We start from the raw sequence: 21,980 nt of genomic DNA, 5'->3' as shown, positions 1-21,980 counted from the left end.
TGCAAGGCCAAGGCACCGAAGGGGGGTTACCACCAGGCGTGGAAGTGGTGCACCGGCCCATGGCCGTGGCCCACCTCCAGGCGTCGACTGGCGGCCAGCGCCTCGCCCAGCCAGCGCTTGGCCGAGGCCACCGCTTCCTGGAGGGTGTCGCCCCGCGCCAGGTGCGCGGTGATCGCCGAGGAGAGCGTGCAGCCGGTACCGTGGAGGTTGGTGGTATCGACCCGGGCCCCCTCGATCCAGGTGGCCGCCTCGTCGGTGACCAGCAGGTCGGGGCACTCCTCGCCGCGCAGGTGCCCTCCCTTGAGCAGGGTGGCGCCGGCCCCCAGCTCGCGCAGGGCGGGTGCCATGGCCAGCATGCCGGTGCGGTCGATCGGTGCGGGGAGATCCAGCAGCACCGCGGCCTCGGGCAGATTGGGGGTGATCAGGTCGGCCTGGGGCACCAGGACCTCGCGCACCGCGCGGATGCCGGCGTCGTCCACCAGGATATCACCGCTCTTGGCCACCATCACCGGGTCGAGCACCACCCAGCGAGGACGACGTTGCACCAGGGTGTCGCGGATTACCTCGGCGACCTCGAGGCTGGCCACCATGCCGATCTTCGCCGCATCGATGCGCACATCGTCGAGCAGTGTCGCGAGCTGAGCGGCGATAAAGTCGGCGGGCACCGGGTGAACCCCGCTGACACCACGCGTGTTCTGGGCGGTCAGGGCGGTAATGACGCTGGTAGCATAGGCGCCCAGTGCCGAGAAGGTCTTGAGGTCGGCCTGAATGCCGGCGCCGCCGCTGGGGTCGGAGCCGGCGATGGTCAGGGCGTTGGGAATCCGGTCTGAGAGGGTCATCATCGTCATGTCATCACAGGGTCATTGGAAGGTTTCCAGCCTACTGCAAGGGGAGAGGGGGAGGCCATGCTGAGCCTCTTCCTGGTGGCTCTGGCCAGCGCCACCCTGCTGCCCGGCGGCTCCGAGGCATGGCTGGCCCGGTTGTGGTGTCTGGAGCAGCCGGCCCTGACGCTATGGGCGGTGGCCACCCTCGGCAACACCCTGGGCAGCCTGGTCAATGTCGCGTTGGGTCGCTACGCGCGCCACTTCCAGGGGCGTCGCTGGTTTCCCGCTTCGCCGGCGAGCCTGGTGCGCACCGAACAGTGGTACCGACGCTTCGGCGAGTGGAGTCTGCTGGCCTCCTGGGCGCCGGTGGTAGGCGACCCGCTCACCGTGCTGGCCGGACTCTTCCGGCTGCCCTGGTGGCGGGCCATCCTGCTGATCGGGCTGGCCAAGGCGGGGCGCTATGCACTGGTGCTGTGGCTCGCCGAGGCCTGGTTGGCCCCGCTCTGTCGGTAGCTAGCCTAGATCACCGAGGGCAGCCAGGTCGCCAGCCAGGGAAATATTGCCAGGGTCAGCAGCATGCCAAGCTGGATCAGGATAAAGGGGATCACGCCACGGTAGATTGCCGAGGTGGGCACCGACTCGGGCGTGACACCGCGCAGATAGAAGAGCGCGAAGCCGAAGGGTGGCGTCAGGAAGGAGGTCTGCAGGTTGATGGCGATCATGATGCCCAGCCAGATGGGGTCTAGCCCCATGGCCAGCAGCACCGGCCCGACGATGGGCACCACCACGAAGGTGATCTCGATGAAGTCGAGAATGAAGCCGAGCAGGAAGATCACCAGCATCACCACCAGAGTGGCTCCCACCACGCCGCCGGGCAGCGATTCGAACAGCTCGACGACCAGCTCCTCGCCGCCGAAGGCGCGGAAGACCAGCGAGAACAGCGCGGCACCGATCAGGATCAGGAACACCATGCTGGTAACCTGCGCGGTGGAGTGGACCACCTCGCGCAGCATGGTGAGGTTCAGGCGGCGATTGGTCAGCGCCAGCAGGAGGGCGCCGAAGGCGCCCACCGCCGAGGCCTCGGTGGGGGTGGCGAAGCCGCCGAGGATCGAGCCCAAAACCGCCACGATCAGCAATACCGGTGGCAGCAGCCCCTTGAGCAGCAGCGGCCAGAGGCTGCCCTCGTGACCGAGCTCCTCCATCAGTGCCTGGCGGTCCACCGGGGGTGCGAGGCTGGGCCTCAGCCAGGCAGTCAGGGCCACGTAGAGGATATAGGCCACGACCAGCAGCAGCCCCGGGATGAGGGCGCCGATAAAGAGGTCGCCCACCGAGAGGGTCTTGGGGCTCCAGACGCCCATCGCCAGCTGGGCCTGCTGGTAGGCATTGGAGAGCACGTCGCCGAGCAGTACCAGGGCGATGGAGGGCGGGATGATCTGTCCCAGGGTGCCGGTGGCGCAGATGGTGCCGGTGGCGAGCGAGGCCGAATAGCCGCGCTTGAGCATGGTGGGCAGCGACAGCAGCCCCATGGTCACCACGGTGGCGCCGACGATGCCGGTGGAGGCGGCCAGCAGCATGCCGACCAGCACCACGGCGATGCCCAGTCCGCCGCGCAGGGCGCCGAAGGCCAGGGCCATGGCGTCGAGCAGCGTCTCGGCGACCCGTGACTTCTCCAGCAGCACCCCCATCAGCACGAACAGGGGCACCGCCAGCAGTGTCTGGTTGGTCATGATGCCGAAGAGGCGATTGGGCATGGCGCTGAGGTAGCCCGGCTCGAAGAGGACGGGGGCTCCCAGTTGGGTCAGCGCGAAGCCGAGACCCGCGAAGAACAAAGCGGTGCCGGCCAGCGACAGGGCGACCGGATAGCCGAGCATCAACACGCCACAGATGGTGACAAACAGCAGCAGGGGAATCAGTTCAAGCAGCGTCGTCAACATTACAGCTGTTCCTCGTGGCGCGGGGTGTCGGAAGAGAGTCGGCCGCTACGGATCAGCGTCTGACGAATCAGCTGGGCGATACCCTGCACCAGCAGCAGTGCCGCCATCGCCAGTATCAGGCTCTTGAGCAGGAAGACGCCGGGAATGCCGCCGTCGGGAGAGCGCTCGAGGATCGCCCAGCTGCTGCTTACATAGCCCAGGCTGCCGAGCAGGATATAGAGCGTCACCGGCAACAGCAGGAAGAGGGTGCCGAACAGATCGACGCTCGCTCGGCTGCGTGGCGAGCGCTTGCGGTAGAAGATGTCGACACGCACATGGCCATCATGCTGCAGGGTCCAGGCGGCCCCGAGCATGAATACCATGGCGTGCATGTACATCACCGACTCCTGCAGGGCGATACTGTGGATGCCGAAGACGTAGCGCATCACCACGATGGCGAACTGTACCGCCATCATCACCAGTACCAGCCAGGCGGTGGTACGGCCGACCAGGTCGGTCACGGCGTCAAGCCCCCTTAGCAGGGCCGGTGGGCGAGTGTCGGGCATGTCTCTTCCTGCAGGATGGTCAGGGAGGCGCATCTTCGCCGATTCGGCGTCAAACGTCACCCGTTGCCGACCTCGCGGCCTAGTTGGCGTCCCCCCGTGGGTGGGTGACAAGTGCCTGCAGACAGGCCGGCGGCAGACGAACGTCTACCGCGATCGGCAGATGGTCCGAAAACAGGTGGTCGAGCACGCGGACCTCGTCGGCCTCCAGGGAGTTGGAGAGCAGGATATGATCCAGGGCGCGACGCGGCTGCCACGAGGGGTAGCTCAAGGGAGGGCGCACCGGGTGAAGCGGCAACGAAGCGGAGAAGCGCTGATGGCCATGGAGCTGCTCGGGAGTACAATTGAGATCGCCCATCACCACCACATGGCGCAGCGGCTGGATGATCTCGGAGAGATAGTCGAGCTGGCGGACACGGCCGCGGTGGCTGAGGGCCAGATGGGCGACGAACAGGTGCAGGGCGTCGGGGCCCTCGCCGAAGCGGGCATGAATGGCGCCCCGTCCGGGCAGCGTGCCGGGAAGCTGGTGCTCCTCGATATGGGCCGGGGGAAGCCGCGACAACAGGCCGTTGCTGTGCTGGGCGATTCGGCCCAGGTTGCGGTTGAGCTGCTGATAGTGGTGAGGGAAACCGCCACGGGTGGCCAGGTATTCCACCTGGTTGACGTGGCTGGAGCGGAAGCTGCCGCCGTCGGCCTCCTGAAGGCCGACGATATCGAAGCGGCCCAGCACCTCGCTGACCATGGCGAGGCGGCGTAGCCGCCGGGGGTGAGGCAGCAGGTGCTGCCAGCTACGGGTCAGGTAGTGATGGTAGGCCGAGGTCTGGATGCCGACCTGCAGGTTGAAGGTCAGCAGCTTGAGGTGGCCGCCCTTCAGGGGCGGCACCCTTGCTTCCGCGAGGTGAGACATCTACTCCTCACGCTCCTCGCGAACCTTGTCGACCAGAGCCTCGGCGATCTGCGGCATGTTGGCCAGGCTGCCGGCACTGCTCGGCGTCACCAGGTAGCGGCCGTCGACCATCAGGGCGGGTACGCCCATCAGGCGCATGGTGCGCATGCGGGTGTTGGCCTGGTTGACCCGGCTCTTTACCGCGAAGGAGTCGAGGGCCTGCAATGCCTCTTCCTCGCTGACATCGTAGTCGCTGAAGAAGTCGGCAATGTCGCCGCTGTCGGTCAGTCTCTGCCCATCTTCATGAATGGCGTGGAAGAAGTCGTCATGGATGGCGTCGAGAATGCCCAGCGCCTCGGCGGCGTAGAAGGCCCGGGCGTGCTTGTTCCAGTCGCCGCCCATGGTGGCCGGCATGCGCTGGAAGCTGATGTCATCGGGAGTCTCCGCCAGCCAGGCGTTGAGTGGCTCCTCGAGGTTGTAGCAGTGGGGGCAGCCGTACCAGAAGACCTCGGTGACCTCGATCTGCCCCTCTTCCACGTGGGTCTCAACAGCCTCGGGCAGCACCTCGTAGTGCTCACCTTCTACCAGGTTTTGGGCGTTGGCCAGGCCGGGTAGGGCGAGGCCAGCAAGCACAAGCATCAGGGGTTTCAACATGGGCATCTCTCTCCTTGTGAGGAATCGCGTCCGGGCGTGTCCGGATGTCGCTGCCTTTGAGCGCATCCTCGGGCCTGGGTTCCCGAGATGCCAAGGCGGATATGACAGGGGCGACCCGAAGGCCGCCCCGATGGTGTACAGAGCCGCCGAGCGAGGCGGGCTCAGTGCAGGTCCAGCACCTCAGTGCAGGCCCAGTACATAGTTGGCCACGGCTTCCATATCGCGGTCGCTCATCTTGGAGGCGATATCGCGCATGATATTGGCCGGGTCATTGGCACGGTTGCCGGCGGCGAAGTCCTGCAAGGTGGAAACGACGTAGTCGGTGTGCTGGCCGGAGAGTGCCGGATAGACGGCGGTGCCGATGCCTTGACCGGTCGGGGTGTGGCAGGCGGCACAGGCCGGGATGCCCTTGGCCATGTCGCCGGCGCGATAGAGCTCACGGCCGCGCTCAACCAGCAGCTCATCATCGTCTGCCTGGCCCAGTGCAGCCTGCTTGTCGGCGAAGAACTTGGCCACGTCCCAGGCATCCTGGTCGGAGAAGTTGTCGACCTGGCCGGCCATCTGCGGCACCACACGGTTGCCGTCGCGGATATCCATGATCTGCTTGGCCAGGTAGGAGGCCTGCTGGCCTGCCAGGTTGGGGAAGGCGCCCGACGGACTGATACCCTCCTGGCCATGACAGGCGGCGCAAGCCACTGCCTTCTCCTTGCCCGCTGCCGCATCGGCATCGGCCTCGAGGTCCGCGTGGGCGGCGCCGACGGCGCCTATGGTGATTGCCAGGCTTGCCAGTAACTTTCTCATCGCTAATCCACTATGCCGTTACGTTGTTGACCGGTACGTACCCTGGGTGTCGCCCGGATCGCGACGTCGGCCAGTCTCTGGGTTATCGAGAGGGCCAATCGCGGACGTCATGGGCGCGGTGGTACACTAGCGTGCCCCGGGTCGCAGACAAAAGACACTGTATTATACCGAATCACTCCGTCGGCGGGAATGCAAGCCGACGGGCCCTTGATCAATGTCAGGAATTCTTGCCCATGGCGCGACTCAACCCTTGTCTCAACTACCAGACCGCCCGCTTTCTTATCAGCGCCCCGACCCTGGCTCACTGCCCCGACGGCGGTGGCGCCGAGGTGGCATTTGCGGGCCGTTCGAATGCGGGAAAATCCAGCGCAATCAATACGCTGACGCGGCAGAGCGGGCTGGCCCGTATCTCCAAGACGCCCGGCCGTACCCAGCTGATCAACTTCTTCTCGCTGGGTGACGACAGTGACCGGCGCCTGGTGGATCTGCCCGGTTACGGTTATGCCAAGGTGCCGGAGGCGGTCAAGCTGGAGTGGCAGCGTCATCTTTCCGAGTATCTGCGCCACCGCGATGCCCTGCGCGGACTGGTGCTGGTGATGGATGTGCGTCATCCGCTCTCCGAGTTCGACCAGACCATGCTGGGTTGGGCCGATGAGCAGGAGATGCCGGTGCATATCCTGCTGACCAAGGCCGACAAGCTCAAGCGCGGTGCGGCGGCGAGTGCCCTGCAGCAGGTGCGCTCACGACTGCGCGAGTGGGAGGATCTGGTGACTATCCAGCTGTTCTCGTCGCTCAAGCGTCAGGGCATCGAGGAGCTCGAGGCACGCCTCGATGGCTGGCTGCTGGGTGGCTTGGAAGAGTAATCGCAAGGACGGAGCCTCTCCTTTGAAAAGGACGGAGCCTCCCTTGAACAAGCGCCGGGGGGAGCGTGCCGCCGAGGAGGCACTCTCCATACCTCCCCTCCAGCTTATCCTGTGCGCTTACGGGTCTTTTCCATCCACTGGATCAGCGCCGGCAGCTCGCGGACATGATCCAGGCGGTGGATGCCGTGGGGCATCGGGCGATCGTCGGGGCCGATCCAGGCCGCCTGCATGCCCAGGCGGCGGGCGGGCAGGGCATCCTCCTCCCAGGAGTCTCCCACGTGAAGCGCTCCCTCGGGATGTGTGCCGAGGTGGGACAGGGCCAGCAGGAAGGGGCGCGGGTCGGGCTTGGGGGCGAGCAGTTCGCCGGCGGTAACGGTCACCGGGAAGTGGCGCCCCAGCGGCAGGCGAGTCACCTCGACATTGCCGTTGGTGATGCTGGCCAGGCGGTAGTGCTTGCCCAGCTGCTCGAGCATAGGCTCCACTTCCGGGTGAGGCTCCACCTCATGGCGAAGCTCCATGAAACGCTCCATGGCTCTTCGGGCCCAATGCTCGGCATGTTCCTGCGCCAGCCCGTACTCCGAGAGCAGCTCGCTCAGTGCTCGCTGGCGAAGCCAGGTGAAGTCGCCGCGTCGTGGCGGGTGGGCCGTGGCCAGGGCCAGGCGGCGTGCCAACAAGGCATCCAGCGGGAAACGGGTGGCGAAGCGGCCGGCGGGCTCAACGGCTTGCCACTCGGCGAGTGCCGTATCGAGCCAGCTGTAGTGTCCTTGCTCGGTCCGACGCATCACGCCGCCGTTGTCCCACAGGGTGTCATCCAGATCGAAGGTGATCGCCTCTAGATTCATGTCGGAGTCTCATCGCTGGGTCGGCGCCGTGCTCGCGGGTGAGCGGCGTCGTAGCTGGCCGCCAGATGCTGCCAGTCGAGGTGGGTGTAGACCTGAGTGGTGGAGAGGTTGGCGTGGCCGAGCAGCTCCTGAACGGCCCGCAGGTCCTGGCTCGACTCCAGCAGGTGACTGGCGAAGGAGTGGCGCAGGCGATGCGGGTGTAGATGTTCGTCTAGCCCGCGGTGCCGGGCCACCAGCGCCAGGCGCTGCTGGATGGCGCGGTGGCCCAGCCGACCGCCACGCTGGCTGACGAACAGCGCGCTCTCGCCAGGCACCGCCATGTTCATGCGTATCTGCAGCCATGCCTCCAGGGCCTGGCGGGCACGCGACCCCACCGGGGTCTGGCGTGGCTTGCTGCCCTTGCCCAGCACCCGCACACGCTCGCCGTGCAGGTCGTCCAGATCCAGCCCGGCCAGCTCGGCCAGGCGCAAGCCGCTGGAGTAGAAGAGCTCGAGCATCGCCTGATCGCGTATCGCCAGGGGCGAGCCATCGTGGGGGGTGTCCAGAAAGCTCGTCAGGCGGTCCACATCGACCGGGCGTGGCAGATGTCGCGGCAGACGCGGGCTGCGCACCAGCGCCACCGGGTTGTGGTCGAGGTGCCCCGCCGCAAGCAGGTGCTCGGCGAGCTTCGAGCAGGCCGAACGGCGACGAGCCAGGCTACGTGGCCCCAGGCCACGAGCGCGCTCACCGCCCAGGAAGCGGCGCATCAGCGCGGCGTCCAGCTGCTGCCATGCCGTGATCGCCTGCTCGTCCATGAAGGCGAGCAGATTGGCCAGGTCGCGCCGATAGGCGTCCAGAGTCGCGGGGCTGGCGGTGCGCGACAGCCCCTCGAGAAAGACCTCGACCTCGTCGGCGAGCGGCCCGTGCTCAGGCATGGTCGGGGCCGAGGCGTATCAGCAGTCGTGCCACCACATCACCCACATACTCGGTAAACAGGGTATCCATGCTGGCGCGGAAGTGGTCCGGATCATGGCTGGCCAGTATCAGGTAGCCGAGGGGCTCACCCAGGCTCAGCCGAGTGATGGCACCGGAGCCCGAGCGGCGCGGCGCGCTGGTGTGGGGCAGCAGGCGTTTCCAGTCGGTGGGTGTCAGGCGAACGCAGCGGCTGGTACGGCCATCGAGGAGTCCCGCCAGGCGTGAGCCGGCATGCTCGTCGATCACCTGGCGTGGCGCCTGTGGGGGGCGTGGCTCGGCATCGGATAGGCTGGCCGGGCACCACAGTGCTACCGCGGGGGTGGCGAAGTGCTCGCTGAACTGGGTGGAGAGCGCCTGCCCCAGGGCGTCACGATCCTGGGCGGCTACCAGCGCCAGGACCAGCTCCCGGGTGCGCCGATACTGGGCCTCGTTGTGGCGCGCCGACTCCAGCAGCTGTTCCAGGCGGTCTTCGGCCTTCTCGGCGCGGGCCCGAAGGTCGTGAACCAGACGCTCCAGCAGTGAGGTGGCACCGCCCACTTCGGGATGGGGAACCTTGAGCTGCTGGAGCAGGCCCTCACGCCCGACGAAGAAGTCGGGGTGGATGGCCAACCATTCGGCGACCCGGTCCGGGTCGAGCGTCTTGCGCGGTTCTGGTGCGGCTTGTGACATGCCATCTCCTTCGGTTGGCGCGGGATCGGGATGGTTCGCGGTCAATACAGCAGCAGGCGGCCATCGAAGACGCGCTCGGCGGGACCGGTCATCGCTAGCGGCGTGCCGGGGCCGTGCCACTCGATGGTCAGTTCGCCCCCCGGCAGGTGAACGCTCACCGGGCTCTCCAGCAGGCCCTGGCGGATGCCGCTGGCCACTGCGGCGCAGGCACCGGTGCCGCAGGCCAGAGTCTCCCCGCTGCCTCGCTCGTAGACCCGCAGGCGGATCTCGTGGGGGGACACCACCTGCATGAAGCCGACATTGACTCGCCTGGGAAAGCGCGGATGAGCCTCGATGGCCGGGCCGAGGCGCTCGACGGGCGCCTCGTCGACAGCATCGACTCGCATGACCGCATGGGGATTGCCCATGGAGACCACCCCCAGCTCGACGGACTCACCGTTCACCTCGAGGCGGTGCAGCACCCGGTCCGTGTCGCCCTCGAAGGGCTCAGGCGTAAAGGGTAGCGACGCCGGGGCGAAGCGGGGCTCCCCCATGTCGACGCGAATGCGGCCATCCTCCTCCACCTTCAGCACCAGGGGGCCGCCGGCGGTCTCCACATGGATCTCGCGCTTGTGGGTGAGGCGCTGGTCGCGCACGAAGCGGGCGAAGCAGCGCGCGCCGTTGCCACAGTTCTCCACCTCGCTGCCGTCGGCGTTGTAGATGCGGTAGCGGAAATCCATGTCGGGATCCCGGGGTGGCTCGACCACCAGCAGCTGGTCGAAGCCGACACCGAAGCGGCGGTCGGCCAGGCGGCGGACCTGGTCGTCAGTGAAGCGGGCACGCTGGGTCACCAGGTCGACCATCATGAAGTCGTTGCCGAGGCCATGCATCTTGGTGAAGTGCAGCAGCATCAGTGCCCGCCCTCCGACCCGGTGTCGTCCGGTAACAGGGCCTCACCCGACCACAGCTCATCGAGTCGCTCGCGGCGGCGCACCAGATGGCTCCGGTCGCCGTCCACCATCACCTCGGCGGGGCGCGGGCGGCTGTTGTAGTTCGAGGCCATCACGAAGCCGTAGGCGCCGGCCGAGCGCACCGCCAGCAGGTCGCCAGGGGCGATGGCAAGTGTGCGCTCCTTGCCCAGGAAGTCGCCCGTCTCGCACACCGGGCCGACCACGTCGTAAGTGTCGCTGGGCCGCGGATGGCGCGTGTCCACCGGCAGAATGGCCTGCCACGCCTGATAGAGTGCGGGGCGGATCAGGTCGTTCATGGCGGCGTCGACGATGGCGAAGTTCTTGGTCTCGCCGGGCTTGAGAAACTCCACTCGAGTCAGCAGCACCCCGGCATTGGCCGCGATGGAGCGCCCCGGCTCGAACAGCAGGGTCAGCCCCTCGCTGCCTTCCCAGCCGTAAAGGCGCTCGAGCAGGGCCGTGGCGTAGTCGAAGGGCGCCGGGGGCTGTTCGTCGCGGTAGGGCACACCGAGACCGCCGCCGAGGTCCAGGTGCTCCACTTCGATGCCGCGCTGGCGCAGGGTCTCGAGCAGCAGCAGCAGTCGGTCCAGGGCATCGAGGAAGGGAGCCAGCTCGGTGAGCTGGGAGCCGATATGGCAGTCCAGGCCGGTGACGCGCACGTTGGGGAGCCTGGCGGCCAGCTCGTAGACCTCCAGCGCCTCGTCGACCGGGATGCCGAACTTGTTGTCCTTGAGCCCGGTGGAGATATAGGGGTGGGTGCCGGCATCCACGTCCGGATTGACACGCAGCGATACCGGGGCCACCTTGCCGAGCCGGCCGGCGACCGCGTCGAGGCGCTCGAGCTCGGGGCGTGACTCGACGTTGAAGCACTTGATGCCGACCTCCAGCGCTCGGGCCATCTCGCCCTCCTGCTTGGCCACGCCGGAGAAGACCACCTTGGCCGGGTCGCCGCCCGCGGCCAGCACCCGCTCCAGCTCGCCCACCGAGACGATATCGAAGCCGGCGCCTAGGCGGGCGAGCAGACCCAGTACCGCCAGGTTGGAGTTGGCCTTGACCGCATAGCAGATCAGGTGAGGATGGCTGCCCAGCGCCTCGGTATAGGCGCGAAAGTGGCGGGTCAGGGTGGCCTTGGAGTAGACATAGCAGGGCGTCCCGAATGCCTCGGCGATGGTGCTCAGCGGCACCTCTTCGCCGTAGAGCACACCGTCGCGATAGTTGAAGTGGTCCATGGCTATTCCTCCGTCTCCTGAGGCGCGTCCTGGTCGCGCTCGGTGCTCTCCTGCTGGGCATCGCTGGTCTGCTGGCTCTCGCGGGGGCCGTACTGCTCGGCGGCCTGCTCGTCACCGGGCAGATAGAGTGGTCCCTTCTGGCCACAACCGGCCAGGCCCAGGGCCAGGAACAAGACCAGGGCAGAGAAAGCCAGGCGGCCCATCAGGCGCCTCCTGCAAGGGCCGAGAGTGCATCACGGGCCCGCTGGGCGGCGGCACGCACCTGATCGGGGGCGGTGCCGCCGATATGGTTGCGAGCCGCCACCGAGCCCTCCAGGGTCAACACCTCGAAGACATCCTGCTCGATGGTGTCGGAGAACTGCCTGAGTTCGTCGAGGGTCATCTCCGAGAGGTCCTTGCCCTCGGCCAGGCCGAAGGCCACCGACTGGCCGACGATCTCGTGGGCGTCGCGGAAGGCGACCCCCTTGCGCACCAGGTAGTCGGCCAGGTCGGTGGCAGTGGAGAAGCCGCGACGGGCCGCCTCGGCCATGCTGGCCTTCTTCGGCTCGATGGCGGGCACCATGTCGGCGAACGCCTTGAGGCAGTCCTTGACGGTGTCCACGGCGTCAAACAGCGGCTCCTTGTCCTCCTGGTTGTCCTTGTTGTAGGCCAGCGGCTGGGACTTCATCAGGGTCAGCAGGCCCATCAAATGGCCGTAGACACGGCCGGTCTTGCCGCGCACCAGCTCCGGGACGTCAGGGTTCTTCTTCTGGGGCATGATCGAGGAACCGGTGCAGAAGCGGTCGGGGAGGTCGATGAAGTCGAACTGGGCGCTGGTCCACAGCACCAGCTCCTCGCTCATGCGCGACAGATGCATCAGCAGCAGGCTGGCGAAGCCGGTGAACTCGATGGCGAAGTCGCGATCGCTGACCGCATCGAGGCTGTTCTCGGCGGGGCGCTCGAAGCCGAGCAGCTCGGCGCTGACATGGCGATCGATGGGGTAGGTGGTGCCGGCCAGCGCCGCGGCGCCCAGGGGTAGCACGTTGACCCGCTTGCGGCAGTCGAGCAGCCGCTCATGGTCGCGGGCCAGCATCTCCTGCCAGGCGAGCAGATGGTGGCCAAAGGTCACCGGCTGGGCCGTCTGCAGATGGGTAAACCCCGGCATGATGGTATCGGCCTCGCGATCGGCCAGCTCGATCAGCCCCGTCCGCAGGCGGGCAAGCTCCATGGCGATCCGGTCGATCTCGTCACGCAGGAAGAGGCGAATATCGGTGGCGACCTGATCGTTGCGCGAGCGACCGGTATGCAGCTTCTTGCCGGTGATGCCGATCTTCGCGGTCAGTCGTGCCTCGATGTTCATGTGCACATCTTCCAGCTCGACGGACCACGGGAACTCGCCGCGCTCGATCTCGCTGCGCACCTCGTCCAGGCCGTTGATGATGGCATCGCGCTCGTTCTCGCTGAGCACGCCGACCCGGGCCAGCATGGTGGCGTGGGCGATGGAGCCCTGGATATCGTGGAAGGCCAGGCGGCGGTCGAACGACTCCGAGGCGGTGAAGCGGGCGACGAAGGCGTCGGTTGGCTCGCTGAAGCGGCCTCCCCAGGACTGGTTGGTGCCGGAGTTGGAAGAGTTCGAGGTCATCGGTTCGGGATCCTGCATGACGGGTTGCGGTTGACTGGGGGTGGACCCCCTGCGGCCGCCGGTCTCGCGGCGGCAGGCGCGACATGCCAGGAGTGTACCAGAGTCGCCGAGGGGGCGCCCTTCGCCGACAGGGCAGCGGAGCCGCACGGGCTGGGGATTTTTCCTCTCCGGCTGGGGGCTTGTTATGATGGGTCCCATCGTGCGTCATGCATGTCAACTTCGCCGTATGCCTGCCTGGCTCGATGCCAGCGAGGGTGCCGGCACAGGGAGAACTTCGTGCAATCCATCACCAAGCTGCGCATCGCCACGCGCAAGAGTCAACTGGCCATGTGGCAGGCCGAATATGTCCGCGACCGGCTACTGGCCCTTCATCCTGGCCTCGAGGTGGAACTGGTCGCGATGTCCACCCGCGGCGACAAGATCCTCGATACCCCGCTGGCCAAGGTGGGGGGCAAGGGGCTCTTCGTGAAGGAGCTCGAGGAGGCGATGCTCGACGGGCGAGCCGATATCGCGGTGCACTCCATGAAGGATGTGCCCATGAACTTCCCCGAGGGGCTGGGCCTTTCGGTGATTCTGGCCGGTGCGGAGGCGACCGACGCCTTCGTCTCCAACCACTACGCCAGCTTCGACGAGCTGCCGGAAGGCGCGCGCGTGGGCACCTCCAGCCTGCGCCGCGGCCTGCAGGTCAGGGAGGCGCGTCCCGACCTCGAGATCCTCAGCCTGCGTGGCAACGTCCAGACTCGCCTGGGCAAGCTCGATGCCGGCGATTTCGATGCCATCATTCTGGCCACCTCCGGACTGCGTCGCCTGAATCTGGGCGAGCGTATCGCACAGGAGCTGCCCCCCGAGGTCTGCCTGCCGGCCTGTGGCCAGGGCGCGCTGGGCATCGAGTGCCGCCTTCATGATCCAGAGTTGATCAGCCTGCTGGCACCGCTGGATGATCCCGATACCGCCACTCGGGTACGTGCCGAGCGGGCCATGAACACTCGTCTCGAAGGAGGGTGCCAGGTGCCGATCGGTGGTCATGCGGTGTTCGAGAACGACGGCCAGACCCTGTGGTTACGCGCCCTGGTCGGAACCCCGGATGGGGCTCGCGTGCTGCGTACCGAGGGGCGCGGCTCGATTCATGAACCCGAGGCGCTGGGCATCCGGGTCGCCGAGGAGTTGCTGGAGATGGGCGCCGGAGAGATCCTCGCCGAGGTTTACGGCGCCGGTTGATGGAGACTCAGCCGCGGGTGGTAATCACGCGTCCCGGAGAGCGCGGCGCCGTGCTGGCCGCCGCGATCGCCGCCTATGGCCTGCCGGTCGCGCGCTTCGAGGCGATGAGCGTCGAGGCGCTGCCCGAGACCTCCGAACAGCGTGCGGCCTGGCTCGATTTCGATCAGTTCCGACGCGTGATGGTGGTCAGCCCCTTCGCCGCCGAGTGCCTCGCCGAGGCGCTGGACCGCTTCTGGCCCCAGCTGCCGGTGGGCATCGACTACTATGCCGTGGGGGCGGCGACCGCCGCCGTGCTGCATGAGCGACTCGGTGTGCGGGTCCATGTGCCCCCGGCGATCGCCGGCGAGGATACCAGCGAGGCGCTGCTCACCCTGGGCTCTCTGCGCGCGCTCGACCATGAGAAGGTGCTGCTGGTGGCCGGCGAAGGCGGACGTACCCTGTTTGCAGAAACACTCGCCGCACGGGGGGCTCGGGTGACGCGTCTGGCCGTCTATCGACGCACCCTCCAACCCCCCGAGCCGGCCATGGCAGAGTGCCTGGCCACGGGCCACTTCCGCGCACTGGTGGTCAGCAGCGGAGAAATCCTCGATTATCTGGCAAGATGGTGTGCAGGCGCCGCCTTGAACCAACCGCTAATCGTTTCCAGCGCCCGGTTGGCTACACTGGCTGGCAAGCTGGGGTTTCGTGACCCCGTCGTGGCGCGTGGCGCCACCCCGACGGCACTGGCGGCGGCCGTGTCCAATGCCTGTGACTCGCAGGAAGCCGATGTCGATCAAGACGATCTCGAAAAGGGCTAGCGACAAGATGAGCAAGCAACCACACGAGCAGGAAGAACAGAAGGCGTCTGACGGCGCACGGTCGGCGACCTCGAGTGACGAGGCCAGCAGGAGCAATGGCTCCGGCAAGCGCCGCTCACGCCGGCATGACAAGTCGAATCAGGCTGGCGGTGGCAGGAGCGAGGCCGTCAAGCCCGCCTCGGGCCAGGCGTCCGTCGAGTCGCCCGCTTCCGATCAAGCCCCGGAGGGCGCGTCGGGCAGCAAGCCGGAGGCCGGCAAATCGACCGACCGAAAGCCTGCCGCCGGCAAGAACGAGGCATCTTCCACCAAGGCCGGCAAGCCCCAGCCCGGTGGAGGGGGTGCCAAGGCTGGTACGCCCATCGGCACCGGCGGCAGTGGTGACGGCAAGGGGGGCAAGGCCGGCGTGGTCGCGATCGTGCTGGTGATCCTGCTGGCCATCGCTGCTGGGCTGTTCGGCTGGCAGGCGTGGCAGAAGCTGGATGCCCAGCAGGCGCGCCTCGCCGAGCTGGAGTCCCGGACCAGTCAGGCCGCTACCACTGGTGACCTGAATCAGCTGCAGTCGCGCTTCGAAGAGGCCGAAAGCGAGCGTCAGGCGAGCCTCGAGGAGGCCGTATCGTCGCTCGAGGGCAAGTTCTCCGACTACCGCGGCGAGGTCAACGAGACCCTCGACCGCGTATTGGCCGAGCTTTCCAGCGAGCAGCAGACCGACGAGCGTGACTGGCTGCATGCCGAGGCGGCCTATCTGCTGCGCCTGGCCAATCAGCGCCTCCAGCTGGAGCGTGATGTGCAGGGTGCAGCCGCGCTGCTGCGCACCGCCGACGCGCGCCTCAAGGAGGCCGACAACCCGGCGCTGGTGCCGGTGCGTCGCGAGATCGCCAATGAGCTCTCCGGTCTGGAGGCAGTACCCCAGGTGGACCGCACCGGGCTGTGGCTGACGCTCAATGCCCAGCAGGAGCAGATCGCCGGGCGTCCGCTGTCCCAGGACATCGACGAGATCACCGCCAGCTCCAGCATGGAGGAGGCGCCGACGGGCTCCTGGCAGCAGCAGCTTTCGAGCTTCGGCCAGGAGCTGAAGAGCCTGGTCACCGTGCGCAAGCATGATGAGGCCCTGGAGGCGCTGATCTCGCCGGAGCAGGAGTCCTACCTGCGTCAGAGCGTACGCCTGGTGATCGAGCAGGCCCAGCTGGCCCTGCTCAAGGAAGACGAAACGCTTTTCGAGGCCAGCCTGGACAAGGCCATCACCCTGATCGAAGGCTACTACGATACCGATGACAGCGGTGTGCAGTCGGTGCTCGCGCGTCTGCGTGAGCTGAAGGGCAAGGCGGTTCGTCCCGAGCTGCCCGACATCAGCGGCTCCCAGCAGGCTCTGGCCACCTTCATCGAGCGCCGCTTCGAGTCGCGCCAGGGAGATGAGGCATGAGAAAGCTGATACTGATCATCGTCATAGGCCTGGCCATTGGTGCACTGTTCGGACAGTTGATGATGTCGGTGCCCGGCTACTGGCTGGTCCGGGTGGGAGATACCTCCTTCCAGACCTCCTTCTGGTTCGGGCTGGTGCTCCTGCTGGCGGCTTTCCTGGTGCTGCACTTCGCGCTGCGCCTGCTGATGCGCCTGTCGCGCCCGGTCTCCCGCTTCAAGGTCTGGAACAACCGTTCGCGGCATCGCTCCGCCATGAAGCGCACCGTGCGTGGCCTGGTGGCGCTGGCCGAAGGTCGCTGGAAGAAGGCCGAGAAGTCGCTGGTCAAGTCGGCGGACGACTCCAGCACGCCGCTGGTCAACTATCTCTCCGCGGCGCTGGCGGCCCATTATCAGGGTCGCTTCGAGCAGGCCGATACCCTGCTCAAGCGTGCTCATCTCAGCACCGAGGGCGCCGATAGCGCCGTGGGGCTGGTGCAGGCCCAGCTGCTGCTTGACCGTCAGCAGTATGAGGAGGCGCTGGCCATCCTGACCCGGCTCGACCGTCAGCTGCCCAACCATCCCCAGGTGCTCAAGCAGCTCAAGCAGGCGTACCTCAGCGTCAGCGACTGGGATGGGCTACGTCGCCTGATGCCGCGCCTGGGCGCCCAGCGGCTGATCTCTCCGGAGGAGCGCGACCAGCTCGAGCGGCGTGCCTATCGCGAGTTGATCGTGCGTGAAGCCCGCGAGGGCAGCGATATCGAGGCGGTGCGCAGCCTGTGGGCGGATATGCCTGACCATCTGCGTGGCGACGTCGAGCTGATCGTGCTCTATACCGAGGCGCTGGTGCACGGCGGCCAGGAGCCCATCGCCGAGCGCCTGCTGCGTCACTCCCTCAAGGAGAACTGGGACAGTCGTCTGGTCCTTCGCTATGGCCTGCTCGATGTGGATGCGTCCCGTCAGCTGGTCACCGCCGAGCAGTGGTTGAAGGAGCGACCCAACGACCCCGACCTGCTGCTGACCCTGGGGCGTCTGGCGCTGCGCAACGCCTACTGGGGCAAGGCCCAGGAGTATTTCGAGGCGAGCCAGCGCCAGCGTCCGAGCGGTGTGGTGTGTGCCGAGCTGGCACGGCTCTTCGCCAACCTGGGCGAGCATCAGAAGAGCCAGCTCTACTATCGCCAGAGCGTCGAGTTGCTCGACAAGTCGCTTCCCTCGTTGCCCCAGCCCAGCGAGGACAAGGATGTGCTCGATGAGAAGCAGGTGAAGAAGGCCTCCTGACGGCTGGTCTTCTGCATGACGGAAGGGGGCGCTTCGGCGCCCCCTTCGCGTTTCTGGGGCTATCGACGAGCACCGAAAGGGCTTCCGCCAGCAGTGTGGTGCTGTCTTGCAGGAGGTCGATGCCACGAGCGAGTGGTGTCGACCGGCGCCTGGATGACGTTGTCTGATCCCGAGCGATTGCCATGAGGAGCTGCGGCCGTCGGTTGTGATGAGCGATGAAGAGCCGGAGCGCCCTCATTCAGTGAAAGCGCCCTACATCAGTCTGTCAGGAGCCGAAAAAAGGGGGGCCGCCCGAAGGCGGCCCCGCGGCCATGCTACACATGAACGGTCGCACCGAGCTCAGGGCTCATCGACATCGCCGCCGCTGGGCTTCCTGTTCTCGGGGTCCACCTGCTCATGACGCGGATTGATGCGCTTGCTCGCCGAGTTGGCGCCTTTCCGGTCAGGGATGAAGCGGTCATCGGTGGCTCCGCCGTCGAACTTGGGCTGCCCGGCCGGGCTGCCGTCGATGGTGAAGTCCTGCTGCATGACGCGCAGGTTGGCGGGCGGTGCGGAACCGGCCTTGTCCTGCCCGAAGTAGAGCGTGGTATGCGGGAAGGGAATCTCGATGCCGGCCTCGTCGAAGCGTAGCTTGACCAGGCGATTGTAGGCGCGGCCCACGGCCCACTGATCGCCGGGAGTGGTCTTGATGATCACCCGGATATTGACCGAGCTGTCGGCCAGGGCGATGACGCCGGCGACATCGAGGGGAGCCAGCAGCTTGCGGCCGTGCTCGTCGCTGGCCTTGAGGTCCTCGAAGGCGAGCTGCAGCTGCTCGATGGCAGCATCGATATTCTCACGATAGGCGATACCGTACTCGCCGACATGATTGCCGAAGCCGCGCATGTAGTTGGAGACGGTATCGACGCTGGAGAAGGGTACCAGGTGGTAGGTGCCCGAGAGGTCGCGAATGCCCACCGAGCGGATGTTGAGCTTCTCGGCGGTACCCGTGATGCCGCCCACCGTGACCACGTCACCGGTGTTCATGGCGTTTTCCACCTGGATGAAGATGCCGGTAATGATGTCCTGAACCAGCTTCTGGGCGCCGAAACCGATGGCCAGGCCCAGTACCCCGGCACCCGCAATCAGCGGGCCGATATTGATACCGATCTCGGCCAGCACGATCATCGCCGTCATGGTCACCAGGGCGATGGCCAGGGCGTTGCGGAACAGTGACAGCAGCGTCTGGGCACGCGCCGAGGGCATGCCGCCACCGGTATCGGGGTTGAGCTTGTGCTCGATCAGGCTGGCCAGCGCCAGCCACACCATGAGCGCGATGGCCAGGATCGTTGCCACGCTGACCAGCTTGCCGACCAGGTTGCGGCCCACCTCCGAGGCATACCAGGCGGCAAGATCGAAGGCGCCCCAGGCGTTGAGCACCACCATGATGATCAGCACCACGATGACGGTGCGGATCACCCGCAGGGCATTGGGCACATAGCTGTTGAGGCGTGGTTCGAGCAGCGGCAGCTTGCGGCGCAGATCATCGGAGAGGCGGATGCGACGCCCGATGGTCTGAGTCAGGAAGCTGGAGAGCAGCAGACCCACCACCACGGCGCCGATGGTCTTCAGGGTGGCGAAGAGCACAAAGGGCAGGGCATCTTCGGGGCGTGTCAGGGTCAGCACCAGCACCATGGTGAAGTAGGCCAGGGCAAAGAGGTGCCAGGTGCGTGCGAACAGCTGTAGCGAGACGCGGCTGGCGGCCATGGTGGTCTGGTGAGCCTTGGCATTGAAGGCGTCACGCAGACGCTTGCGATTCTTGAGTACCACCACCACCGCATACAGAAAGGCACCGACCATGATCAGGGTACCCAGGCCCTTGCCGACCGCCGGTGACAGATAGGCGGTAACCAGTGGTACCACGACCATCAGCCCGTAGCCGACCAGGCCGATTAGCCGGGCGATCCAGCGATTCCAGTAGGCGGCCTCTTCCGAGGAGATGGGCAATAGCCGGAGGCCGTCGTAGCGTGAGGCAAACAGCATGCGCACCCCGGCCTTGAGCAGCTCGATCACCAGGAAGGCGTTGAGGAACAACGAGGCCTGGGTGGAGAGCTCGCCGGTCTGGCCGATGGCGAAGGTGGCGATCAGGTTGCCGCCCAGGTAGGCGAGAGACACGATCAGCACATCGACCACGGCGGCCAGTGCCACGCAGATGATCAGGCGCAGAATCGGGGTGAGGCCGCGGCCGTTCAGCGACCACTGGCTGATGCCGGTGAATAGTGGCCTGGCCAGGCGTCGCACGACGATGAACAGCACGAAGGTCGCCAGGATCACCAGGCCCAGGTTGACGGCGGCGCTGATAAAGACCCCCATGTCGAAGGTGCTTTCCAGGTCGCTCGCGAACATGCCGCCGATGGCCGAGGCGATGGCCTCGAGCTGGCTGCCGATATCGCTGGCGACACGGCTGGTCAGCTCTGCCAGCTGGCGTGGCAGCGAGGGGGCGGCGCTGGCGGCTTCGCCAGGGGCCGATTCGGCCACGTCGCCGGCCATGCCGCGTAGTTGATCGATCAGCTCCTGTCGGGTCTCCTGGTTCTCGAGCAGGTCGGCCAGGGTCGAGTAGGCGGGTGGCTCACTGCTACCGCTCGCCTGCTGTGCCTGGGCGGGAGTTGCCAGCACCAGCAGTGCCAGCAACAGCCAGCCGAGCATCAGGGGTAGGGCTCGCTTGGGGTTCACGCTGTGACCTCCATCTCTTGGCGTGTGGGCGGTATATTGACGTTGTCAGGCCATGATACGGACTTTGGCATAAGGCCACGAGTCCGGTGTCGTTGATGGCATTTCATGTACAGCCATTGTACATGGGTGGTTTGATGTGTCATCTTTGCCGTGGTGGCGGTTCTGCTGCCACCACGGCAAGCATGCGATACTCTTTCGCCACCTTTGGGTGGCATTTTTCGTTCTCGGGAGATAGCCAGGCATGCTGGACGCGCTGTCGGTGCTGATGGGTGGGGCCCTGGGCGGCATGCTGCGGCTCGCTCTCGGTGACGCCGTGGCAGGGAAGTTGGGTTCGCGCCTGCCCTGGGGCACCCTGGTGGTGAATCTCAGTGGCGCTCTGACCATGGGTCTACTGGTTGGCTGGCTTGGCTTCCCTGCCGAGGGGTCGCCCTCCGGGGCCTGGGCACTGCTGGGTACGGGGCTGCTGGGCGGCTATACCACGGTGTCATCTCTCAGCCTGCAGACGCTGTCGCTATGGCAGCAGGGGCAGGGCGCCGTGGCCATGGGTTACATGGCGGCGACCCTGGTCATGGGGCTTGCCGCCCTGGTGTTGGGTGCCTGGCTTGCGGGAGGCCTGGCGTGAGCAACTGGCGGGCCTATGCGGCCGTCGGCCTGGGTAGTGGGCTGGGCAGCCTGGCGCGCTTTCAGATAGGCGTATGGATGGCAGCCCCCGGCTTTCCCTGGGCGACCCTGGTCGTGAACCTGGCAGGCTCGGGGCTGATCACCCTGCTTGCCGCCTACGCCGCGGGCCGCCCTCATGGTCGAGTGTCGCGCTGTCAGCCCTTGCTGATCGCCGGCTTCTGCGGGGGCTTTACTACCTTCTCGCTGTTTGGTCTGGAGACTCTCGCCATGTTGAGCCAGGGTCACCTCGCGATGGCCCTGGTGTATGTGGCGCTGAGTCTCGCCGGGTGGCTGAGTGCCGCCTGGGTCGGCCATCTTGGCGGAAGGAGGCTGGCCACGCTGCTGGAGTAGCGGGGCTCGGCAGCCCTTTAAGGTGGCGGCTTCACTGGTCGTCCTGAGGGGAGATGCGGCCCGAGACCCAGGCGCCGGCATCGGGAATATTCATCGTGTAGTTCTGGTCGAGCCAGGGTGAGCTGATCATAAAGTCGGCGCTGGCGGCGTTGCAGGCCACCGGGACGTTCCAGAGTGCCGCCAGGCGCAGCAGTGCCTTGACGTCGGGGTCGTGGGGCTGGGGCGAGAAGGGATCCCAGAAGAAGACCAACAGATCGAGCTTCTGCTCGGTGATCAGGGCACCGATCTGCTGGTCACCGCCGAGAGGGCCGCTCATCAGTCCCCGAACCGGCAACTCGAGTGCCTTCGACACCCGGCTGGCCGTGGTGCCGGTGCCGATCAGCTCATGATGAGCCAGTGTCTCGCGCCAGCGCTCGGCCCACTCCAGCAGCTCCGCCTTCTTCCCGTCGTGGGCGATCAGGGCGATGCGCTTGCGTGCCGGGAGAGTGCGCGTGACATTGCGATTGGGGCGTGGGTGGTTCATTGGTCTATACCCCCAGAATCTTCAACGTATTGGTGCCGCCATGGGCATTCATCTCGTCGCCCCGTGTGAGCATCACATGATCTCCCGGCTCGGCGATGCCCTTCTCCACCAGCAGCGCCAGGGCGCGGTCGTTGAGCTCCTCGGCCGTCATCGCGCTGGTGTCGAAGGGTAGCGAGACCACGCCGCGATAGAGTGCCATGCGCCGCTGGGCGATGGCGCTGTGGGCCAGGCCGATGATCGGCAGCCCGGAACGGATGCGCGAGGCGATCAGCGGCGTGTA

At 66.5% G+C, this 21,980-nt stretch carries 23 protein-coding genes and 1 pseudogene; 8 read left to right on the top strand and 16 right to left on the bottom strand.

The features are described from left to right. Positions 1–26: 26 nt before the first annotated feature. Positions 27–839, bottom strand: a complete 813-nt coding sequence (gene thiD / locus GRB80_RS11105; protein WP_161424326.1) for a bifunctional hydroxymethylpyrimidine kinase/phosphomethylpyrimidine kinase — start codon at positions 837–839, stop codon at positions 27–29. A 66-nt stretch (positions 840–905) separates the two neighbouring features. Between thiD and GRB80_RS11100 the strand changes: the two genes are divergently transcribed. Continuing rightward, positions 906–1,337 carry a YqaA family protein gene (locus GRB80_RS11100; RefSeq protein WP_132042200.1) on the top strand — a complete coding sequence of 144 codons (432 nt, stop codon included), beginning with the start codon at positions 906–908 and terminating at the stop codon, positions 1,335–1,337. Between the two features lie 5 nt (positions 1,338–1,342). Here GRB80_RS11100 and GRB80_RS11095 read toward each other — a convergent pair whose 3' ends face one another. The 5 genes from GRB80_RS11095 to GRB80_RS11075 form a co-directional block, all read right to left on the bottom strand. Next, the gene (locus GRB80_RS11095) at positions 1,343–2,758 is read right to left on the bottom strand and encodes a TRAP transporter large permease (RefSeq protein ID WP_132042199.1); all 1,416 of its coding nucleotides are present in this window, start codon (positions 2,756–2,758) and stop codon (positions 1,343–1,345) included. Then, the gene (locus GRB80_RS11090; protein WP_132042198.1) at positions 2,758–3,303 is read right to left on the bottom strand and encodes a TRAP transporter small permease subunit; all 546 of its coding nucleotides are present in this window, start codon (positions 3,301–3,303) and stop codon (positions 2,758–2,760) included. The genes GRB80_RS11095 and GRB80_RS11090 overlap by 1 nt, the downstream gene beginning before the upstream one ends. A gap of 79 nt (positions 3,304–3,382) precedes the next feature. Beyond that, positions 3,383–4,207, bottom strand: a complete 825-nt coding sequence (locus GRB80_RS11085; protein WP_161423626.1) for an endonuclease/exonuclease/phosphatase family protein — start codon at positions 4,205–4,207, stop codon at positions 3,383–3,385. Beyond that, positions 4,208–4,840, bottom strand: a complete 633-nt coding sequence (locus GRB80_RS11080; RefSeq protein WP_161423625.1) for a thiol:disulfide interchange protein DsbA/DsbL — start codon at positions 4,838–4,840, stop codon at positions 4,208–4,210. It lies immediately after the preceding gene. Positions 4,841–5,020: 180 nt separating this feature from the next. Then, positions 5,021–5,641 (bottom strand): c-type cytochrome, encoded by a 621-nt coding sequence (locus GRB80_RS11075; RefSeq protein ID WP_161423624.1) that lies wholly within the window; start codon positions 5,639–5,641, stop codon positions 5,021–5,023. 233 nt (positions 5,642–5,874) lie between these two features. Here GRB80_RS11075 and yihA point away from each other — a divergent pair, with 233 nt between their 5' ends. Beyond that, the gene (gene yihA / locus GRB80_RS11070; protein ID WP_161423623.1) at positions 5,875–6,504 is read left to right on the top strand and encodes a ribosome biogenesis GTP-binding protein YihA/YsxC; all 630 of its coding nucleotides are present in this window, start codon (positions 5,875–5,877) and stop codon (positions 6,502–6,504) included. A 104-nt stretch (positions 6,505–6,608) separates the two neighbouring features. On the opposite strand, the gene GRB80_RS11065 is transcribed toward yihA, so the two are convergent. The 7 genes and pseudogenes from GRB80_RS11065 to argH form a co-directional block, all read right to left on the bottom strand. Further along, entirely contained in the window at positions 6,609–7,346 is a 738-nt protein-coding gene (locus tag GRB80_RS11065) for an HAD family hydrolase (RefSeq protein WP_132042193.1), read from the bottom strand. Further along, positions 7,343–8,260, bottom strand: coding sequence for a tyrosine recombinase XerC (locus GRB80_RS11060; protein WP_161423622.1), 918 nt, complete (start codon positions 8,258–8,260; stop codon positions 7,343–7,345). The genes GRB80_RS11065 and GRB80_RS11060 overlap by 4 nt, the downstream gene beginning before the upstream one ends. After that, positions 8,253–8,969, bottom strand: a complete 717-nt coding sequence (locus GRB80_RS11055) for a DUF484 family protein (protein WP_132042191.1) — start codon at positions 8,967–8,969, stop codon at positions 8,253–8,255. Before GRB80_RS11055 ends, GRB80_RS11060 begins: the two co-directional genes overlap by 8 nt. A gap of 41 nt (positions 8,970–9,010) precedes the next feature. Continuing rightward, on the bottom strand, positions 9,011–9,859 hold the full coding sequence (dapF, locus tag GRB80_RS11050) for a diaminopimelate epimerase (protein ID WP_161423621.1): 849 nt from the start codon (positions 9,857–9,859) through the stop codon (positions 9,011–9,013). Next, positions 9,859–11,145 (bottom strand): diaminopimelate decarboxylase, encoded by a 1,287-nt coding sequence (gene lysA / locus GRB80_RS11045; protein ID WP_161423620.1) that lies wholly within the window; start codon positions 11,143–11,145, stop codon positions 9,859–9,861. The genes dapF and lysA overlap by 1 nt, the downstream gene beginning before the upstream one ends. An 86-nt stretch (positions 11,146–11,231) precedes the next feature. Then, positions 11,232–11,348 (bottom strand): annotated as a pseudogene (lptM, locus tag GRB80_RS16380) (LPS translocon maturation chaperone LptM); the annotation flags it as partial. Next, positions 11,348–12,766, bottom strand: coding sequence for an argininosuccinate lyase (argH, locus tag GRB80_RS11035; RefSeq protein WP_132042187.1), 1,419 nt, complete (start codon positions 12,764–12,766; stop codon positions 11,348–11,350). The pseudogene lptM and the gene argH, both read right to left, overlap by 1 nt. A gap of 276 nt (positions 12,767–13,042) precedes the next feature. Between argH and hemC the strand changes: the two genes are divergently transcribed. From hemC to GRB80_RS11015, 4 genes are read left to right on the top strand one after another with little or no spacing between them, the layout of a single operon-like run. Beyond that, complete coding sequence (hemC, locus tag GRB80_RS11030; RefSeq protein WP_132042186.1) at positions 13,043–13,984, top strand: hydroxymethylbilane synthase; 942 nt, start codon at positions 13,043–13,045, stop codon at positions 13,982–13,984. Further along, entirely contained in the window at positions 13,984–14,781 is a 798-nt protein-coding gene (locus tag GRB80_RS11025; RefSeq protein ID WP_161423618.1) for a uroporphyrinogen-III synthase, read from the top strand. Before hemC ends, GRB80_RS11025 begins: the two co-directional genes overlap by 1 nt. A 7-nt stretch (positions 14,782–14,788) precedes the next feature. Next, positions 14,789–16,201: a uroporphyrinogen-III C-methyltransferase gene (locus GRB80_RS11020; protein ID WP_161423617.1), complete on the top strand. Its 1,413-nt coding sequence runs from the start codon at positions 14,789–14,791 to the stop codon at positions 16,199–16,201. Then, positions 16,198–17,454: a heme biosynthesis HemY N-terminal domain-containing protein gene (locus GRB80_RS11015; RefSeq protein ID WP_132042183.1), complete on the top strand. Its 1,257-nt coding sequence runs from the start codon at positions 16,198–16,200 to the stop codon at positions 17,452–17,454. The genes GRB80_RS11020 and GRB80_RS11015 overlap by 4 nt, the downstream gene beginning before the upstream one ends. 339 nt (positions 17,455–17,793) lie before the next feature. On the opposite strand, the gene GRB80_RS11010 is transcribed toward GRB80_RS11015, so the two are convergent. Further along, a complete protein-coding gene (locus GRB80_RS11010; protein ID WP_161423616.1) occupies positions 17,794–20,166 on the bottom strand; it encodes a mechanosensitive ion channel domain-containing protein in 2,373 nt (790 codons plus the stop codon). A 241-nt stretch (positions 20,167–20,407) separates the two neighbouring features. On the opposite strand from GRB80_RS11010, the gene GRB80_RS11005 reads away from it, so the two are divergent. Both GRB80_RS11005 and GRB80_RS11000 read left to right on the top strand, forming a co-directional pair. After that, entirely contained in the window at positions 20,408–20,788 is a 381-nt protein-coding gene (locus GRB80_RS11005; protein WP_161423615.1) for a fluoride efflux transporter FluC, read from the top strand. Further along, positions 20,785–21,177 (top strand): fluoride efflux transporter FluC, encoded by a 393-nt coding sequence (locus GRB80_RS11000; RefSeq protein ID WP_132042180.1) that lies wholly within the window; start codon positions 20,785–20,787, stop codon positions 21,175–21,177. Before GRB80_RS11005 ends, GRB80_RS11000 begins: the two co-directional genes overlap by 4 nt. Positions 21,178–21,208: 31 nt before the next feature. On the opposite strand, the gene GRB80_RS10995 is transcribed toward GRB80_RS11000, so the two are convergent. Both GRB80_RS10995 and GRB80_RS10990 read right to left on the bottom strand, forming a co-directional pair. Next, positions 21,209–21,700: a methylglyoxal synthase gene (locus GRB80_RS10995; protein WP_132042179.1), complete on the bottom strand. Its 492-nt coding sequence runs from the start codon at positions 21,698–21,700 to the stop codon at positions 21,209–21,211. A gap of 4 nt (positions 21,701–21,704) precedes the next feature. Beyond that, a partial coding sequence (locus GRB80_RS10990) for a pyruvate kinase alpha/beta domain-containing protein (protein WP_272922908.1) occupies positions 21,705–21,980 on the bottom strand: 276 nt, incomplete at its 5' end.

Source organism: Halomonas icarae (assembly GCF_009901955.1).
Classification (GTDB): Bacteria; Pseudomonadota; Gammaproteobacteria; order Pseudomonadales; family Halomonadaceae; genus Halomonas; species Halomonas icarae.
This window is presented reverse-complemented; position numbering and strand designations above follow the sequence as displayed.

Coding starts and splice junctions, on each gene's coding strand:
- thiD (WP_161424326.1), bottom strand. CDS start 839: ATGACCCTCTCAGACCGGATTCCCAACGCCCTGACCATCGCCGGCTCC.
- GRB80_RS11100 (WP_132042200.1), top strand. CDS start 906: ATGCTGAGCCTCTTCCTGGTGGCTCTGGCCAGCGCCACCCTGCTGCCC.
- GRB80_RS11095 (WP_132042199.1), bottom strand. CDS start 2,758: ATGTTGACGACGCTGCTTGAACTGATTCCCCTGCTGCTGTTTGTCACC.
- GRB80_RS11090 (WP_132042198.1), bottom strand. CDS start 3,303: ATGCCCGACACTCGCCCACCGGCCCTGCTAAGGGGGCTTGACGCCGTG.
- GRB80_RS11085 (WP_161423626.1), bottom strand. CDS start 4,207: ATGTCTCACCTCGCGGAAGCAAGGGTGCCGCCCCTGAAGGGCGGCCAC.
- GRB80_RS11080 (WP_161423625.1), bottom strand. CDS start 4,840: ATGTTGAAACCCCTGATGCTTGTGCTTGCTGGCCTCGCCCTACCCGGC.
- GRB80_RS11075 (WP_161423624.1), bottom strand. CDS start 5,641: ATGAGAAAGTTACTGGCAAGCCTGGCAATCACCATAGGCGCCGTCGGC.
- yihA (WP_161423623.1), top strand. CDS start 5,875: ATGGCGCGACTCAACCCTTGTCTCAACTACCAGACCGCCCGCTTTCTT.
- GRB80_RS11065 (WP_132042193.1), bottom strand. CDS start 7,346: ATGAATCTAGAGGCGATCACCTTCGATCTGGATGACACCCTGTGGGAC.
- GRB80_RS11060 (WP_161423622.1), bottom strand. CDS start 8,260: ATGCCTGAGCACGGGCCGCTCGCCGACGAGGTCGAGGTCTTTCTCGAG.
- GRB80_RS11055 (WP_132042191.1), bottom strand. CDS start 8,969: ATGTCACAAGCCGCACCAGAACCGCGCAAGACGCTCGACCCGGACCGG.
- dapF (WP_161423621.1), bottom strand. CDS start 9,859: ATGCTGCTGCACTTCACCAAGATGCATGGCCTCGGCAACGACTTCATG.
- lysA (WP_161423620.1), bottom strand. CDS start 11,145: ATGGACCACTTCAACTATCGCGACGGTGTGCTCTACGGCGAAGAGGTG.
- argH (WP_132042187.1), bottom strand. CDS start 12,766: ATGACCTCGAACTCTTCCAACTCCGGCACCAACCAGTCCTGGGGAGGC.
- GRB80_RS11025 (WP_161423618.1), top strand. CDS start 13,984: ATGGAGACTCAGCCGCGGGTGGTAATCACGCGTCCCGGAGAGCGCGGC.
- GRB80_RS11020 (WP_161423617.1), top strand. CDS start 14,789: ATGAGCAAGCAACCACACGAGCAGGAAGAACAGAAGGCGTCTGACGGC.
- GRB80_RS11015 (WP_132042183.1), top strand. CDS start 16,198: ATGAGAAAGCTGATACTGATCATCGTCATAGGCCTGGCCATTGGTGCA.
- GRB80_RS11005 (WP_161423615.1), top strand. CDS start 20,408: ATGCTGGACGCGCTGTCGGTGCTGATGGGTGGGGCCCTGGGCGGCATG.
- GRB80_RS10995 (WP_132042179.1), bottom strand. CDS start 21,700: ATGAACCACCCACGCCCCAATCGCAATGTCACGCGCACTCTCCCGGCA.